At 49.9% G+C, this 15,946-nt stretch carries 12 protein-coding genes; 5 read left to right on the plus strand and 7 right to left on the minus strand.

Annotated features, from left to right (window positions below; translation table 11 throughout):
* Positions 1 to 187: 187 nt before the first annotated feature.
* Entirely contained in the window at positions 188 to 2,365 is a 2,178-nt protein-coding gene (locus C6P39_RS08005; RefSeq protein ID WP_104803388.1) for an ATP-binding protein, read from the plus strand.
* A gap of 37 nt (positions 2,366 to 2,402) precedes the next feature.
* Here C6P39_RS08005 and C6P39_RS08010 read toward each other — a convergent pair whose 3' ends face one another.
* Both C6P39_RS08010 and C6P39_RS08015 read right to left on the minus strand, forming a co-directional pair.
* Positions 2,403 to 2,933, minus strand: coding sequence for a spore maturation protein (locus C6P39_RS08010; protein WP_095174651.1), 531 nt, complete (start codon positions 2,931 to 2,933; stop codon positions 2,403 to 2,405).
* A 69-nt stretch (positions 2,934 to 3,002) separates the two neighbouring features.
* Positions 3,003 to 4,361 (minus strand): MATE family efflux transporter, encoded by a 1,359-nt coding sequence (locus tag C6P39_RS08015; RefSeq protein ID WP_104803389.1) that lies wholly within the window; start codon positions 4,359 to 4,361, stop codon positions 3,003 to 3,005.
* Between the two features lie 328 nt (positions 4,362 to 4,689).
* Between C6P39_RS08015 and C6P39_RS08020 the strand changes: the two genes are divergently transcribed.
* The 3 genes from C6P39_RS08020 (at position 4,690) to C6P39_RS08030 (ending at position 7,785) form a co-directional block, all read left to right on the plus strand.
* Positions 4,690 to 5,610 (plus strand): nucleotidyltransferase family protein, encoded by a 921-nt coding sequence (locus C6P39_RS08020; RefSeq protein WP_104803390.1) that lies wholly within the window; start codon positions 4,690 to 4,692, stop codon positions 5,608 to 5,610.
* A 2-nt stretch (positions 5,611 to 5,612) separates the two neighbouring features.
* Positions 5,613 to 6,716, plus strand: a complete 1,104-nt coding sequence (locus C6P39_RS08025; protein ID WP_207657116.1) for a phosphotransferase enzyme family protein — start codon at positions 5,613 to 5,615, stop codon at positions 6,714 to 6,716.
* Between the two features lie 235 nt (positions 6,717 to 6,951).
* Positions 6,952 to 7,785 (plus strand): PocR ligand-binding domain-containing protein, encoded by an 834-nt coding sequence (locus C6P39_RS08030; protein WP_104803392.1) that lies wholly within the window; start codon positions 6,952 to 6,954, stop codon positions 7,783 to 7,785.
* On the opposite strand, the gene C6P39_RS08035 is transcribed toward C6P39_RS08030, so the two are convergent.
* A complete protein-coding gene (locus tag C6P39_RS08035; protein WP_104803393.1) occupies positions 7,778 to 8,338 on the minus strand; it encodes a chromate transporter in 561 nt (186 codons plus the stop codon). The genes C6P39_RS08030 and C6P39_RS08035 overlap by 8 nt on opposite strands.
* Entirely contained in the window at positions 8,335 to 8,916 is a 582-nt protein-coding gene (locus C6P39_RS08040) for a chromate transporter (RefSeq protein WP_104805883.1), read from the minus strand. Before C6P39_RS08040 ends, C6P39_RS08035 begins: the two co-directional genes overlap by 4 nt.
* Before the next feature lie 123 nt (positions 8,917 to 9,039).
* Between C6P39_RS08040 and C6P39_RS08045 the strand changes: the two genes are divergently transcribed.
* On the plus strand, positions 9,040 to 10,053 hold the full coding sequence (locus C6P39_RS08045) for a LysR family transcriptional regulator (RefSeq protein ID WP_278277995.1): 1,014 nt from the start codon (positions 9,040 to 9,042) through the stop codon (positions 10,051 to 10,053).
* 213 nt (positions 10,054 to 10,266) lie between these two features.
* Here C6P39_RS08045 and C6P39_RS28140 read toward each other — a convergent pair whose 3' ends face one another.
* The 3 genes from C6P39_RS28140 to pth all read right to left on the minus strand — a co-directional run bounded on the left by C6P39_RS28140 (position 10,267) and on the right by pth (position 15,888).
* Entirely contained in the window at positions 10,267 to 11,556 is a 1,290-nt protein-coding gene (locus tag C6P39_RS28140) for a peptidylprolyl isomerase (RefSeq protein WP_278277961.1), read from the minus strand.
* A gap of 97 nt (positions 11,557 to 11,653) precedes the next feature.
* A complete protein-coding gene (mfd, locus tag C6P39_RS08055; RefSeq protein WP_104803395.1) occupies positions 11,654 to 15,223 on the minus strand; it encodes a transcription-repair coupling factor in 3,570 nt (1,189 codons plus the stop codon).
* Positions 15,224 to 15,312: 89 nt separating this feature from the next.
* Complete coding sequence (gene pth, locus C6P39_RS08060) at positions 15,313 to 15,888, minus strand: aminoacyl-tRNA hydrolase (protein WP_104803396.1); 576 nt, start codon at positions 15,886 to 15,888, stop codon at positions 15,313 to 15,315.
* Positions 15,889 to 15,946: the final 58 nt, after the last annotated feature.

The raw sequence follows: 15,946 nt of genomic DNA on the forward strand, positions 1-15,946 counted from the left end.
CGCTTTAGCGTGCTACCATATTATCACGCGACTATAAAGTTGTCACCACGGTTTTCACGAAATTATACATGTTTCATAAAAAATCCACCCCGCCACTTATGACATTGCTTCCCGCCTCCCCCATATGGTATACTGAACACATCAGAATATTGCGGTAACACCGCACTTAAAAATCAATGGGGGTCCTATGTACAAGAAGCGAAAAACCTTCATCTTCGGCACAACGCTGGCGGCTGTCCTGGTTATGACCATAGCCGTATATTTTTTTACTCAGATACGCCTGGGCGTTCAGAAGGACAATCTGAGTAACCTGTCCGCGTTCGGCACCCAGCTGGATGCCCATTTCGATGAGATGAACGGCAAATATTTCTCTGTTTTGAAAAGCTGTCTGGAAGCTTCCCGCAGCGGTGCATACCACAGTCGGGAGGAGATTCTGGACTTTTTCAGAGACAAGCAGGATATCTGGCAGTACCGCACAGCCGGAATCATGGATAAAAACGGCGGATATGTCACCATTGAAGGGGAGACCGGGACGCTGGAGGACCTGAGCTTTCAGGAGAAAAAAGCGGGATACATTGATAATGACAGTATGAGCATTGTCAATTTAGGTGTTGGAGATGAACTGCTGTATTACGCCTCGTTAGAGGAGAGTATTTGGGATGCGGCTGAGATAGGGGGCATTTTCGTGACACCTGCCTTTGATGAGCTGGAATACCTTCTGGCCCTGAACGTGTACACAGAAGAGGGGTATGCCACCATCATTGACAAAGAAGGCAATATCCTGCTCAAGCCCCACTATGACTACTCCATGATGATCACAGACAATTACCTGGACAGCCTGGAACACTCTGACCTGTACGGCCAGGAACCGGATGAGCAGCTTAGAAATGATATGGCCGCCTCCGCGTCCGGCTCCCTTATTTTTTCCTGGATGGGCAAACGCAACTATCTGGTGTACATGCCTGTGGGCAGAAGCTCCTGGTACCTGCTGGTCACCGTACCTGCAAATGTGCTGGAGACCACCACCCGCTCTTTCCGTAACTTTATGATCGCGGCCCTGCTGGTCACTGTTGTCCTGCTGCTGTGTTTCTGTACTATTTATTTTACGGGAAGACAGCATATTATTGATAAGAAAAACAGGGAGATCCTGGCCAAAGAACAGATAAGCAAAAAGCAGCTGGCGGATGCTCTGGAGGAAGCCAGACAGGCCAACCGGGCAAAATCCATTTTTCTCTCCAACATGTCCCACGATATCCGTACACCTATGAATGCCATCATAGGAATGACGGGAATCGCCCTCTCACATATAGACAGGAAGGAAAAAGTAAAGGACTGCCTGAATAAGATCTCCACGGCCTCCGCACACCTGCTCTCCCTGATCAACGATGTGCTGGATATGTCCAGGATCGAAAGCGGCAAGCTGACGCTGAACAGTGAGAACTTTAACCTGAGAGAGCTGTTTCATACATTGGAGGGCATCATACAGCCGCAGATCATCAGCGGTCATTTTGATTTTACGGTAGATATGGAAGAACTGGAGCATGAAGACCTGATAGGAGATCCCCTCCGTTTCAAGCAGCTTTTTCTGAATATCGTGGGAAACTCCATAAAGTTCACAGACCCGGGCGGCAAAATCTGCGTGAAAGTGCAGGAGATCCCTTCCGGTTCAGAAGATACGGCCCGGTATCGTTTTACTTTCCGGGACACAGGCATAGGCATGTCACCGGAATTTCTGCGGCGGCTTTTCCAGCCCTTTGAGCGTTCGGATTCCCCCCGTGCTTTCCACGCAGAGGGAACGGGCCTCGGCATGGCGATCACAAAAAACATTACAGAAATGATGCAGGGGAGTATCCGTGTTGAAAGTACCGAAGGAGAGGGGACTGTCTTCTATATTGAGCTGCCCTTTAAAAAAGGCGCGCCACATCCCCAGCAGCCTCTTCCGGATGCCTCCAAAGCGGGGGATGCGGGAACCGATACCGATTATTCTAACCGCTGTCTCCTTCTGGTGGAGGACAATGAACTGAATCTGGAAATTGCCAAAGAGCTTATTTCCGTCACAAATGTCCGGATCGACACTGCAGTAAACGGGCAGGAAGCCCTGGAGAAAGTTACCGCCTCCTCCCCCGGATATTACAGCCTGGTCCTGATGGATATCAGAATGCCCGTTATGGGAGGATATGAGGCCTCCCGGAAAATACGCAGCATTGACAGACCGGATCTTCGGCAGCTGCCCATCATCGCCATGACAGCAGATGCCTTCACGGAGGACAAACAACGTGCTCTTGACGCCGGAATGAACGGACATATAGCAAAGCCCATTGACCTGCGTGAGCTTTATAATATCCTTGGAAAGTATCTGTCATAAAAAAATGAGCCCGGAAAACCGGACCCAAAAACTGGCTTTAAACTGCCATCATTCCCGCCAGCCATACACTGGCCGCGATTCCTGCAAGTGTTGCCAGCAGAGCGCCAGGTATGGTATAGCGGGTATTTTTTACCTTTGCGGCAATAAAGTAGACAGAAACCGTGTAAAAAATAGTCTCTGTACAGGACATCATCACAGAGGCGATCAGCCCAATCCTGGAATCCGTCCCGAATTCCTTGAAAATATCCAGCACAAGCCCTGTAGCCGCACTGGAGGAAAACATTTTTACAATGGTCAGTGGGACCAGCTGCGCCGGAAATCCCACCGCACCGGTCAGTCTCCCAAGCTGTCCGCCCAGCATATCCAGGAAACCGGATGCCCGCAGGACGCCCACTGCCACCATAAGTCCTATGAGGGTGGGCAGGATCTGCACCACTGTCTTCAGACCATCCTTTGCACCTTTTACAAAATCTTCATACACATCGCACTTCATCAGAATACCAAAACCCACTATGTAAAACAGAATAAGCGGAATGATCACTTCCGACAAAAAGAGCAATACTCTCATACACTCACCGGCTGTCCTGTCTTTCTATTAGTTTACGCCCGGACTGCCGGAAAAAGTACCCGGATTGCATCAGCTGCCCCTTACAACATTTGTCTTCCATTTTCTTGAGAGCAAAAACCATATGATCAGAATCAGGCTTCCCGCCGACGCAGCCGGAGCACCGATCCCCACGCCCATGATCCCCATTCCCATAATGCTGCCGAACAGCACGCTGGCCGGAATCCGCAAAAGCAGCGCGGAGAGCATGGAGTTCATCAGTGTAAATGTTGTGTGCCCTGTTGCAACAAACAGCCCGTTCAGGCAGAAGCACAGGGGAACCAGAAGGTAGTCAAAACTGAAGGTGCTGAAATACTCCACCCCAATCCGTATCATCTCCGCATTGCTGCTGTCAAACAGGCGCAGGATGTCCTCCGGAAAAATCCTCACCAGGATAAATATAAGATAACTGCAGATGACCGCCGTCAGGGTTCCCACCGTGCAGGTCTTCTTTACCCTGTCCCACTGCCCTGCCCCTACATTCTGGGCACACATGGTGGATATGGAGCTTCCCATAGCCACAGCCGGCATGATGGCAAACCCGTTGAATTTTCCTACCACACCCACAGCCGCCGACGCATTCACACCGCCAATGGAATTTACCAGGGTGGTTATGATCAGGAAAGAGAAACTGGTCACACCGTTCTGGATGGCAGCGGGCGTGCCAATCTTAAAGATCATCTTCAGCTCGTGTTTATAGATACGGAAGGATGAAGGACGGAAATCAAACACAAATCCGTTCTTTACCATATAAATAATACACAGGATCATACTGAGCGCCTGGGAGATCACGGTGGCTGCCGCAGCGCCGAAAGCTCCCCAGCCAAATCCTGCGACCAGCACCAGGTCCAGTACAATATTTGTCACGCAGGCGATCAGGACAAAATAAAAGGGCCTCTTGCTGTCCCCCATTCCCCTCATCACGGCTGACAAAACATTATAGCCGAAAATAAAGATAATGCCGGTCAGTGTCACCGTCAGATAACGGCTGGCCTCCTCAAAGGATTCCTCCGGTGTCCGGATCCACCCCAATATCTGGTTCTTCAGAAGAAGGGAAATCACGGTGATGATCACAGCGGCACAGATCAGGGTGGTCATCAGTGTAGCTACTGCCCTGCACATCTCCTCCCTCTTCTGTGCGCCCAGATACTGGGCAATGAGTACGGTTCCTCCGGTACAAAGTCCTACCACTATGTTGGTCAGGATAAATGTCACCTGGCCTCCGATATTCACTCCCGACATACTGACCGTACCGCTGAAATTCCCCACGATCAGCATGTCCGCCACATTATAACAAGACTGGATAATGTTGGACACCAGAAAGGGGACTGCAAACAGGATCAGCTGCTTGACCACATTTCCCTTTGATAAATCTTTTTCAAAACTGCTCATATATCACAACTCCTCTTTTGTATATCACTGGCTCCACCCCGGATCTGTCTGTCCATACTGCACGGCTGCCCGGCCGCCTGGTATTTACCTTTATCCTCTCTTTGGAGCGTACAGTTCCTTTTTATTATGAACCATATATTCCTTTTTCGCAATCCTCTGTTATTTCTTATGATTTAGCATAAATACTCTTTTTATCCGATATTGCTAATTTTGATACAAAATTCCATAGAAACCAAATCTGTTTTGGATATAATAGGGATTGACAAAGCAGCATACACGAGTAACTGAGGAAATGCCAAATATATATAAGAAAAGGGAGAGGGCAGATATGATGACATTGGTAATTATGGCGGCCGGTATGGGGAGCAGATATGGCGGACTGAAACAGATCGACCCGGTGGGAAGACACGGGGAATTTATTCTGGATTATTCCGTTTACGATGCAGTCAAGGCAGGATTTGAAAAAGTGGTATTTATTATCAAAAAAGAAAATCTGGATGTATTCCGGGAAACCGTGGGAAAACGTTTGGAAAAAGTCATCCCTGTGGCGTACGCATTTCAGGAGATCGACCAGGTTCCGGAAGGTGTGCAGGTCCCGGAGGGGCGCACCAAACCATGGGGTACCGCACACGCTGTGTGGAGCTGCCGGAATCTGGTGGACGGTCCTTTTGCCGTCATCAACGCAGATGATTTTTATGGCAGGGAAGCATTTACACTGCTTCATGATTTCTTCCTGCATATACCTGATGATACCTCCCGATACCATTTCTGCATGGCCGGCTATCTCCTGAAAAATACACTGACGGAAAACGGACATGTGGCAAGAGGTGTCTGCACTGCTGACCACGGATATCTGACCTCCGTTACAGAACGGACGAAAATACAGAGAAACCACGGACAGACGCAGTTTTACGAGGAAGGCCGGGACTGGACGGACATTGACGAAAACAGCATTGTGTCCATGAACTGCTGGGGATTCACCCCTGATCTATTCCGGGAGATCGAACAGCAGATGCAGGCGTTTTTCGCAGACAGCACAGACGGCCTTGCCAAAAAAGAATTTTTCCTGCCCTCCGTGGTACAAGAGCTTATAGATTCCCGGAAATGTGATGTAAAGGTTATGGATACCCCTGCCAAATGGTACGGCGTAACCTACCATGAGGATAAAGAAAAGATTGTAGCTTTCATTGAGCAGATGATCGAGGAGGGCGTATACCCGGAAAACCTCTGGAATGAAAAAGGAGAATGAAAATGCTGGAGATGATCAAAAATGAAATTGTAAATGCCTTCCTCTTTGACGGCGATTTTATCTACGCAGAACCTTTTGGGTGCGGTCATATAAACGCCACCTATGCCGTCTACTTCCGAAGAGAGACAAAACCGCCTGTGCGCTATATTCTGCAGGCAGTCAACACCACCATTTTCACAGACCCACAGGGCCTGATCGAAAATATACAGGGCGTTACCTCCCATCTCAGGAAAAAGATTCTGGAACAGGGCGGAGACCCCCAGCGGGAAACCCTGACACTCATCCCCACACGGGACGGGAAATTACTCTATGAGGACAGTGAGGGCAGATTCTGGAGAAGTTATCACTTCATCGAAAATGCCACCTGCCACCAGTCCGTGGACCGCCCGGTACTTTTTACCAACGCAGCCAAGGCATTCGGCCATTTTCAGAAACTTCTGGCGGACTACCCGGCAGATACGCTGCATGAGACCATTGCCGGCTTTCATAACACCGTGGACCGATATGCTCTGTTTGAGAAGGCGGTGGCTGAAGATAAAGCAGGCAGAGCTGCTTTGGTGGAAAAAGAAATACAGTTCTTCCTGGACCGGAAGGCTGACGGTACCGTTGTGGTGGATGCCATTGCCAAGGGACAGCTTCCCCTGCGTGTTACCCACAATGATACCAAGCTGAACAATATAATGATGGACAATGAAACGGACGAGGGTATCTGCGTCATTGATCTGGATACGGTCATGCCGGGTTCTGTGCTCTATGATTTTGGAGACAGTATACGTTTCGGCGCCAGCACCGCTGATGAGGATGAACAGGATCTCTCCCTGGTCTCCATGGACCTGGAACTTTTTGAGGCTTATACGGCAGGTTTCCTGTCTGAAGCAGGCAGCTCCCTCACAGCGGAAGAGATCCGCCTTCTCCCATTCTCCGCAAAGCTCCTGACTCTGGAGTGCGGCATGCGATTCCTGACAGATTACCTGAACGGCGATACATATTTCCGTATCCACAGGGAACATCACAATCTGGACCGCTGCAGGACACAGATGAAGCTTGTGGCAGATATGGAACATAAGATGGAGGATATGCATAAAATCGTGGAAAAATATGTATAAATCTTGACTTATACAAAAAACTGGCGTAAGATACGGACAAATCCGGTTACTGTTCACTCCGTTCTCAGCAACACGCTTCGCGATGCACAGATATGAAGCATCCTGCTTCATATCGCGCTGGCAGGCCTCGGGATTTTCATGCATTCTTCATGAAAACACCTCGCGAAATAATGGCCTGTGAACAGTAAGCAAATCTGGTCTTACACCAGTTTTTTTTTATGAGAAGGAGAAACCAATGGAACAGTCCCTGTCTATTGAGCGAATACTGAAAGAACTCTACCATATATCCGGTTTCCGCATCTGCATTTATGACACCGATTTTCACGAAATTGCCGCTTATCCACATGAGCTGGGATGTTTCTGCGGATTGATCCAGAAGCATCCGGAGGGAAAGCGTCTCTGTGTGGAACACGACACCATGGCCTTTGGACGTGTACGGGAACAGGAAAAGCTCCATATCTATAAATGCCATTTCGGGCTGTACGAGGCGGTTGCCCCTCTGTACAGCTTCGGCGCCCTCACGGGTTATCTGATGATGGGGCAGACCCTGGAGGCCGGGCCTGACGCGGGCAGGACACCATATGAAAAAGCCCTTCCCCTGGTATCTGATCCGGCTGCCCTGGAAGAGGCCATTTCCCGGATTCCGGTCCGCGGACAAAGTACCATAGACTCCCTGGTAACCATAATGGAAGTCTGTGCCCAGTATATCACACTCAGCAACCGCATGAACCTGTCCAAAAACGAACTGGTCAGCGAGGTCCACCGTTATATTCAGAAACATTATGACCAGAAGCTCACCATTGATGACCTTTGCCGCCAGTTTTTCTGCAGCCGCGCCTCCCTTACCAGGAAATTCAGGGAAACTTACCACATTTCCATCCATGACCACATCTGTAAGGTACGGCTGGAAAACGGATGCAGGCTGCTTCGGACTACCACCCTAAGTATTGGGGAGATCGCATTTTCCTGCGGCTACGGTGACCAGAATTATTTTACGCGGGCATTTTGCAGGACTTATGGGCTTACGCCTATGCAGTACCGGAAAAAGGAAACCCAATCACCTATTTGATCAGTATTCCAATGCACAGATTGACAACTCCGCACAGGCTCATGACCAGAATAGGATTCCATTTCCGTTTCCGCAGCACCACAAACGCGGCGGCGAACAATCCGGCGCCAATCCAGTTGACCGCGTGGAGGCTTATCGGGGCGTCTGCAAAAAGCACGACCCGCAGTATGGAAATACCCGCCGCAGCGATCAGGGCAACCACAGCCGGCCTGAGGCAGGCAAGCACAGACTGCATGGCAGATACCCCTTTATATTTGTAATAAACCCAGGCCAGCAGTGATACCAGCAGACAGGAAGGCAGAATGCAGCCAAAGGTGGCGATCACGGCCCCCTGCCAGCCCGCTATGCGGATCCCAACGAACGTGGCAGAGTTTACGGCTATGGGGCCGGGTGTCATTTCCGCTATGGTTATCAAATCGGTAAACTCATTCATGGTCAGCCATTTATGGGCTTCCACCACCTGGTTTTGGATCAAAGGCATTGCCGCATAGCCGCCGCCCACGCTGAACATGCCCACCTGAAGAAAACTCAAAAACAGTTTTATATAAATCATGCCATTTTCCCCTTTCTGTATATCCAGAATGCCTTTCCTGCCCCAATGATCCCGGCAGTCAGAATAATATATATGACATTTACATCAAAAAAGAAAGTGGCTGCAAAGGCTGCTGCCATAATCACAATACCAACCGCACTTTTTTCTTTCAGCACATTGCTTCCGAGTCCGCATACCACATCCAGGATCACCGCGGCCACACCTGCCTGCATTCCTTTTAACACCAGCGCTACATATACATTGCTGGCAAACGCAGCATAGAAAAAGGATATAACAGACAGGATGATCATAGGGGGAAGAATGGTTCCCAGCACCGCTGTCAGCATCCCTGCAAATCCACATACGCGCCAGCCCACCAGGATGGCGGCATTTACGGCAATAGCCCCCGGGGAGGACTGGGCCAACGCCACCAGATCCAGCATTTCCTCCTCATCTATCCAGTGGAGCTCATCCACAAATTTCCTTTTCATAAATGTAACGATCACAAATCCCCCGCCAAAGGTAAAGCTGCTGATGTACAGCGTACTGAGAAACAATTTCAGCAGCAGCGCTTTTTTCTTTATCTGTGTCTTTTCCATTTCCATATACTGCCTCCTTTTCTCCATCATATCCCTTGTGTATTAATATGTAAAATGCTATTATTTTATTGATATAATATCATTTTTGATATGGATGGAGGAAGAAGAATGACTATACGTCATATGAGAATTTTTCTGGAGGTTTACCGGATGGAAAATATTACGCAGGCGGCAAAGAATCTCCACATGACGCAGCCTGCAGTCACGAGGGCGGTTCAGGAGATTGAACGGCATTATGGGGTACTGCTGTTTGACAGGATGAACAGAAGGCTGTTTGTCACAGAGGCGGGACGGCAGTTTTATGCCCAGGCGCTGCACATTGTGGAGTCTTTCGACAGGATGGAAAAGGGGCTTTTGAACGGGGATGCATTTGGTGTGCTGCGGATTGGGGCAAGTATCTCTCTTGGGAACTTTTTTCTGCCGGGACTGGTGAGTGCATTCCGAAAGAACTGGCCGGATATGAAGGTTAAGGTGACCATATCCAATGCAGGAAATCTGCAGAGTGGTCTTTTGAATAATGAACTGGACCTGGCTTTGATCGAAGGAGGGATTTCGGAGGCAGAACTTGAAACACGGGCATTCTCAGAGGACAGAATGGTGTTGATCCTCCCTGTGGGACATGAACTGGCGGCTAGGGAGAAGGTGTTTGTGGAGGATTTGAAGGGATATGATTTTCTTGCCAGGGAGAAGGGGAGCGTGGGGAGGACATTGTTGGATCATGTGTTTGCAGTGAGAGGGATCACTTTGGAACCGCTTTGGGAGAGTGCGAGTACGCAGGCGATCATTAAGGGGGTGCAGGAGGGAATAGGGGTGTCGATTCTGCCGGAGATGCTGGTGGAGAGGGAGATTTCGGAAGGGAGGATATGCGGCAGGGAAGTGGCGGATGAGGGGTTTCGGAGGGGACATTATGTGGTTTGGCATAGGAATAAGTTTTTGACGGAGGGGGCGGTGGGGTTTATAGAGATGGCGGTGGAACGGGGGCAGCGAAAGNTGATTCTATTATATATGATTTATTTATATAACACAATCAAAATTTTTGATAATCAAAGGATGTTGCGCAGGGAACGGAGGGAGAGGAGGGGGGAAGATTCATCCGACGTTCCGCTGGTGGGCAGCTACCCTGCTGGCATTCACTAAATTCGTCGGCAGCGGCCTCCTCATTAAGTGACTGCTGACGGTGGATCTTCGCCCCTCTCCGCTTAACCTCGCCTGCCTGGAATGACCTGCCTCCCCCTCCCCGGCTCCTCTTTCACCTGACTTTGGCTGCGGGCGTTTTGAAAGAAAAAACCTGCTGGGGTCAGTTTTTAACTGGACTTCAGCAGGTTTGGTGATTTATAGGTATGAGTGGAATTACTCGGCAGCCTCGGTGTTGGTGTTTCCGGTGTCAGCGGTGTCGGTATCTCCGGTGTTGGTGTTTCCGGTGTCAGCGGTGTCGGTATCTCCGGTGTTGGTGTCTCCCGTGTCAGCGGTGTCGGTATCTCCGGTGCTGGCGTCTCCCGTGTCGGCAGCGTCAGTATCCCCGGTGTTGGCATCTCCCGTGTCAGCAGCGTCGGTATCTCCGGTGTTCGTGTCTCCGGTATCGGCGGCTTCGACTTGTTTGAAGGTGTAGGAGTCGGCATCGGTGAGGGTTACTTTTTTCCAGACTTTTTTGTCTACTTCTATTTTGGTGTCTTTGCCCCAATCTTCCAGGAGTTTGTTGTAGGCCTCCTGTTTGCGCTCTGTGACGATGCTCTCTTTTTTGGTCTCAGTGGATGTTTCGTCAAAGGTGGCGTCCATGCGGGCTACATAGTAGGCGGATTCGCCTTCGATGACTTCAGGGGCTACCTGGCCGTCGGTCAGGGATTTAACGGCTTCTTTGAGTTTGTCATCCAGGGTGGTATCGTCGCTTCCGAAGGTTTTGGCGGATGCGCTCAGGTTCTCGTCTACTTCTTTTGCAAGAGCATCCATATCGGCTGATGCCGGGTCTTCCTGGGCGTTTAATTTGTCCAGAACTGCCTGGGCCTGGTCTTTTTTAGCCTGCTTTTCTTCGTCTGTCAGGTCCACGGTGTTGCCTTCCTCGTCCTGGGTTCCGGCTGTGGAAATCTGGCAGATGGTGATCTTGCTCTGTGCCGCTTCGGAATCTTCCACGTTGGTGTCAACATCCGCAGTCATGGGGTCGTACATCTTTTCCTGATAGGTGTAGAACTCCAGAATGGTTTCAATGTCAGACTGGCTGACAGCCAGTTTGGCAATGGTCTCTTCGTCGTTGTCTTCCATGAATTTTTTGGCGGCCTCTTCGATCTTCTTCTGCTCGTCCTCTGTGATGGACACATCGTAGTCTTTGGCATGTTGTTTTAAGAGTACCATGTTATGTATCTGGTCCATCATGTCGTCTTTGGTGTTCTCACCGTATGTTTTGCCGCCCTCACCTTCCTGGTCCCAGATACCGGCTGTGGAGCCGCCGAACATGGAATAGTATGAGGCCATCTGCGCCTGTGTCATACGAAGCATCATGTTGGCTGTGCCCAGGGTTATCTTGTCGTCACCGCAGGTGGCAGCTATCTTGGTCCCGTCCAGAGATTTTCCGCAGCCTGCAAGGCTTGTGGTTCCCAGAGCCACCACAAGTCCTGCGCAGGCCAGAGTTTTTGTAAATTTATTCATAAAGTCCTCCTGTGTTTTCCTATACCCCCAAGGGGTCTGAAATAAAGCATCGGCAAATAGGGACACCGATGCTTTATAGTATATTCTTTTTTTGCGTTCAGGGCAAGGGATTTTCCTCTTTTTCCTGTAAAATCCCCTCAAATTCGTGAAGAATACCGGACACGATATCCACGGCATCCAGGATTTCTTTGGGCCTGCGGCCTTTCAGGGAAACCAGGAAATAGGGCTGACCCTCCATGCGCATGGTCATGGTGTTTTTGTATTTTTCCAGAACAGCAGGGAAACCTGACGCGTCCAGTTTCGCCCGCTCAAACATGGAAATCTTCACTTCCGCACCGTTCTGCTTGATCTCACGCACATAGACTTTGTGGGCAAGTGCCTTTAAGTTGGCGATCGCAAGCAGGTTCTGAACGGATTTTGGGGGTTCCCCGAATCGGTCCATAAGTTCCTCCAGCATATCCTCGTATTCTTCCTGGTTTTCTATGCCGGCAATGCGTTTGTAAATGTCCAGTTTCTGGTATTCGTTGGGAATGTAGCGGGGTGGAATGAAGGCATCCATATCCAGGTCGATGGTTGTCTCGAACTCCTCCTGCTGTTTGATGCCTTTTGCCTCTTTTACCGCCTCGTTGAGCATTTTGCAGTAGAGGTCATATCCCACGGCTTCCATGTGGCCGTGCTGCTCAGAACCCAGAAGGTTTCCGGCGCCGCGGATCTCCAGGTCCCGCATGGCTATCTTGAAGCCGCTGCCCAGGTCCGTGAACTCACGGATGGCATGAAGGCGCTTCTCTGCCACTTCCTTGAGCATTTTGTTCCGCTTGTACATAAGGAATGCATAGGCAGTCCGGTTGGAACGGCCCACACGTCCTCTGAGCTGGTAGAGCTGGGACAGGCCCATCTGGTCCGCGTCGTGGATGATCATGGTGTTGGCGTTGGAAATATCCAGACCTGTCTCAATGATGGTGGTTGACACAAGCACATCAATTTCACCGTTGATGAAGCCGTACATGATCTTTTCCAGCTGATGCTCGTGCATCTGGCCGTGGGCAAACGCTACGTTGGCCTCCGGGACCAGTTTTGCCACGCGGTTGGTGATCTCATCTATATCGTTGACCCGGTTGTAGACGTAATAAACCTGACCGCCTCTGGCGATTTCCCGGCTGACTGCCTCCCGGACCATCTCCTCATTGTACTCCATAACATAGGTCTGAATGGGGGTTCTGTCCATAGGCGCCTCCTCTAAGACGCTCATGTCACGGATTCCGATCAGGCTCATGTGAAGGGTCCTTGGAATGGGGGTTGCCGTCAGGGTGAGCACATCCACGTTCTCTTTCAGACTCTTGATCTTCTCCTTGTGTGTCACACCAAAGCGCTGTTCCTCATCCACAATGAGAAGGCCTAGATCTTTGTATTTTACATCTTTTGAGAGGAGACGGTGGGTGCCGATGACAATGTCCACCAGTCCCTTCTGCAGATCTGTTATGGTCTTCTTTTGCTCCGCCGGGGTTTTAAAACGACAGAGCAGGTCTACACGAACGGGAAAATCTTTCATTCTCTGGATAAAGGTGTTATAGTGCTGCTGTGCTAGGATGGTGGTTGGGACAAGGTACACCACCTGTTTGCTCTCCTGAACTGCTTTGAACGCGGCCCGGATGGCAATCTCTGTCTTGCCGTATCCCACGTCCCCGCAGACAAGGCGGTCCATGATCTTGCGGCTCTCCATGTCGTGTTTTGCAGCCTCTATGGCACTTAACTGGTCCTCTGTCTCCTCAAAGGGGAACATTTCCTCGAACTCCTTCTGCCAGACCGTGTCAGGACCGTACTGATAGCCGCTGTGGGACTGTCTGGCAGCGTAGAGTGCCACCAGATCCTTGGCAATATTCTTGACTGCACCCCTTACCCTTGTCTTTGTCTTCTTCCACTCCTGCCCGCCCAGTTTGTTGAGTTTGGGCGCCTTTGCATCCGCCCCCGCGTATTTCTGCAGCATATCAAGCTGGGTTGCCAGGATGTAAAGGTTGCTTCTGCCTGAATACTCGATCTTGATATAATCCTTGACTATCTTATCAACCGTAACTTTCTCGATGCCGCGGTATATACCCAGGCCGTGGTTTTCATGGACTACATAGTCCCCCACATTCAATTCGGAAAAACTCTGGATCTTCTTTCCGCTGTACTCGGTTTTCTTTCTGCGCTTTTTCTTCTCCTGCCCAAAGATATCCGTCTCGGTGATCAGCACAAATTTGATCAGGGGGTATTCAAAACCGCGTTTTGCATGGCCGTAGGAAGTCATGATCTCTCCGGGGGATATGGTCCTGTCCATGTCCTCCGTGTAAAAACTGCTGAGTCCTTCCTCCTGAAGGTCCTGGGCCAGCCTCTGTGCCCTTGTCCTGGAGCCGGAGAGAAGAAGTACCTGGTATCCGTTTTTCTTCCAGTACTGCAGATCTTTTACCAGCAGCTCAAAGCTGTTGTTATAGGAATTCACAGACTTTGTGACCGTGCGGTACTGGCCGTTGATCTCCCAGTCTGCTTTCTGCTGTTCCATTGTGCAGAGAGACACGCAGTTTTTCCGGTTCAGACAGTATACCACCTTCTTGTAGCCGCACAAAAGGTCTGTCTGGCCTGCCAGGAGATATCCCTTTTCCAGACGATTCTTCATGCTTTCCCGGAATTCAGCCTCCACAGCTTCCCCTTTTTCCAGAAGACGGTTTGTCTCATCCAGAAACACCAGGGTGCTGTCCTCATCAAAATAATCCAGAAAGGTCACAGGTTCTTTATAAAAATACCGGATGAAGTGTTCCGCTGCTGCAAAATCCTCAAACTCCTTCATGGCATTTACGGCTTCCTCCACCGTATTTTTCAGCCTGCCTGCCTCCTCTGTGAGAAATGCCTCCCTCAGCTTTTTCACAGAGGTATTCTTTTCCTTCTCTATGGCCTTTAATCCTTTTTCCAGGACCTCTTTGGTCAGTACCATCTCCGCCGCGGGATATATGGTGATCTCCTCCAGATTTTCTATGGAGCGCTGGCTCTCTGTCTCAAAGCTTCGGATCGAATCAATCTCATCTCCCCAAAGCTCTATACGGATGGGATTCTCCTCTGTGAGAAGAAAGAGGTCCACAATGCCGCCCCGGATGGCAAACTGCCCCGGCGCCTCCACCTGTGCACTATACTCAAATCCCATGTTGATCAAATCCTTTTTCAACTTGCCCAAATCCAGCACACTGTCATTTTTGAAATGCAGCACATGCTGTTCAATGACAGACAGCGGAAGCAGATAGTCCATACAGCCGCCCATGCTGGTGATGACTGTCACGCCCTTTTTCTGCAGTAGGGACGCGATCACCTGCATCCTCTGCTTTGTCAGCAGATTGCCGTGAATATCTGCCTGGAAGAAAATAAGATCCTTTGCAGGATAAAGAAGCACATCCCTGTCATAGAAACGGTAATCCTCGTAAAGCTCTTTTGCTTTCAGGTCATTCTCCGCAATAATAAGACAGTTGGCATTCTTTTGCTTTTCATCCTGCCTCATTCCCTCAAACAGGCCGTACATCACATGGGCTTTCTGGGACTCAATGCAGCCGGACAGCTGCAGAACGCCTCTGTTTTTAGGGAGACGGCTCCTGATCTCTTGATATTCATTTAGATTTAAAAGTGGCTGTATGACTGCTTGCATATCCCTCTCCTGTCACCTGCCGTTCAATATTTTTATTCGGTCAGCGCCGTAAATGCGCAGACCTGCCAGGTAGTTACTGTGTGTTTTTATCACTGCTTCTTCTTTGCATTATATTTGTTCATGGCAGCGTCTATGCCTTCCCCAAGGATTACTTCCACCGCATCTGCGGCCTCCTCTATGGCTTTATCCACCTCTTCCCTCTCCTTGGTGGAAAAACGGCCCAGCACATAATCAGCCAGATCCCAGCCTGCCGGTTTTGCACCCACACCTACCTTGACGCGGTAAAAATTCTGAGTGCCGATCTGGGAGATAATGCTTTTCATTCCGTTGTGGCCGCCGGCACTGCCCTTTTTTCTGATGCGTATCTGGCCCGGCTCCAGATCTATATCATCGTAAATGACGATCAGTTCTGTTTCCGGGTCCATTTTATAGTAATTGATAAATTCCCGGACAGAATCTCCGCTCAGATTCATATAAGTAAGGGGTTTGGCCAGGATCACTTTTTCCCCGGCGATCATCCCTTTACCGTACATGGCCTTGTGCTGCATACCCGAGCCGGGAATCCTGTGCCGGTCAACCAGCTCGTCTATGGTATCAAATCCCATATTGTGACGGGTCCTCTCGTACTGTTTTCCGGGGTTTCCAAGTCCTGCTATTAAATACATATGGTTCTCCTTAGGTGTTTTCCGGTTACTATTCACGGCTGTTATCCCGCGAGGTGTT

This window comes from Blautia marasmi (assembly GCF_900258535.1).
GTDB lineage: Bacteria > Bacillota > Clostridia > Lachnospirales > Lachnospiraceae > Blautia > Blautia hominis.

Excerpts from the sequence above, each read along its gene's own strand:
- C6P39_RS08005 (WP_104803388.1), top strand. The coding sequence starts at position 188 with ATGTACAAGAAGCGAAAAACCTTCATCTTCGGCACAACGCTGGCGGCT.
- C6P39_RS08010 (WP_095174651.1), bottom strand. The coding sequence starts at position 2,933 with ATGAGAGTATTGCTCTTTTTGTCGGAAGTGATCATTCCGCTTATTCTG.
- C6P39_RS08015 (WP_104803389.1), bottom strand. The coding sequence starts at position 4,361 with ATGAGCAGTTTTGAAAAAGATTTATCAAAGGGAAATGTGGTCAAGCAG.
- C6P39_RS08020 (WP_104803390.1), top strand. The coding sequence starts at position 4,690 with ATGATGACATTGGTAATTATGGCGGCCGGTATGGGGAGCAGATATGGC.
- C6P39_RS08025 (WP_207657116.1), top strand. The coding sequence starts at position 5,613 with ATGCTGGAGATGATCAAAAATGAAATTGTAAATGCCTTCCTCTTTGAC.
- C6P39_RS08030 (WP_104803392.1), top strand. The coding sequence starts at position 6,952 with ATGGAACAGTCCCTGTCTATTGAGCGAATACTGAAAGAACTCTACCAT.
- C6P39_RS08035 (WP_104803393.1), bottom strand. The coding sequence starts at position 8,338 with ATGATTTATATAAAACTGTTTTTGAGTTTTCTTCAGGTGGGCATGTTC.
- C6P39_RS08040 (WP_104805883.1), bottom strand. The coding sequence starts at position 8,916 with ATGGAAAAGACACAGATAAAGAAAAAAGCGCTGCTGCTGAAATTGTTT.
- C6P39_RS28140 (WP_278277961.1), bottom strand. The coding sequence starts at position 11,556 with ATGAATAAATTTACAAAAACTCTGGCCTGCGCAGGACTTGTGGTGGCT.
- mfd (WP_104803395.1), bottom strand. The coding sequence starts at position 15,223 with ATGCAAGCAGTCATACAGCCACTTTTAAATCTAAATGAATATCAAGAG.
- pth (WP_104803396.1), bottom strand. The coding sequence starts at position 15,888 with ATGTATTTAATAGCAGGACTTGGAAACCCCGGAAAACAGTACGAGAGG.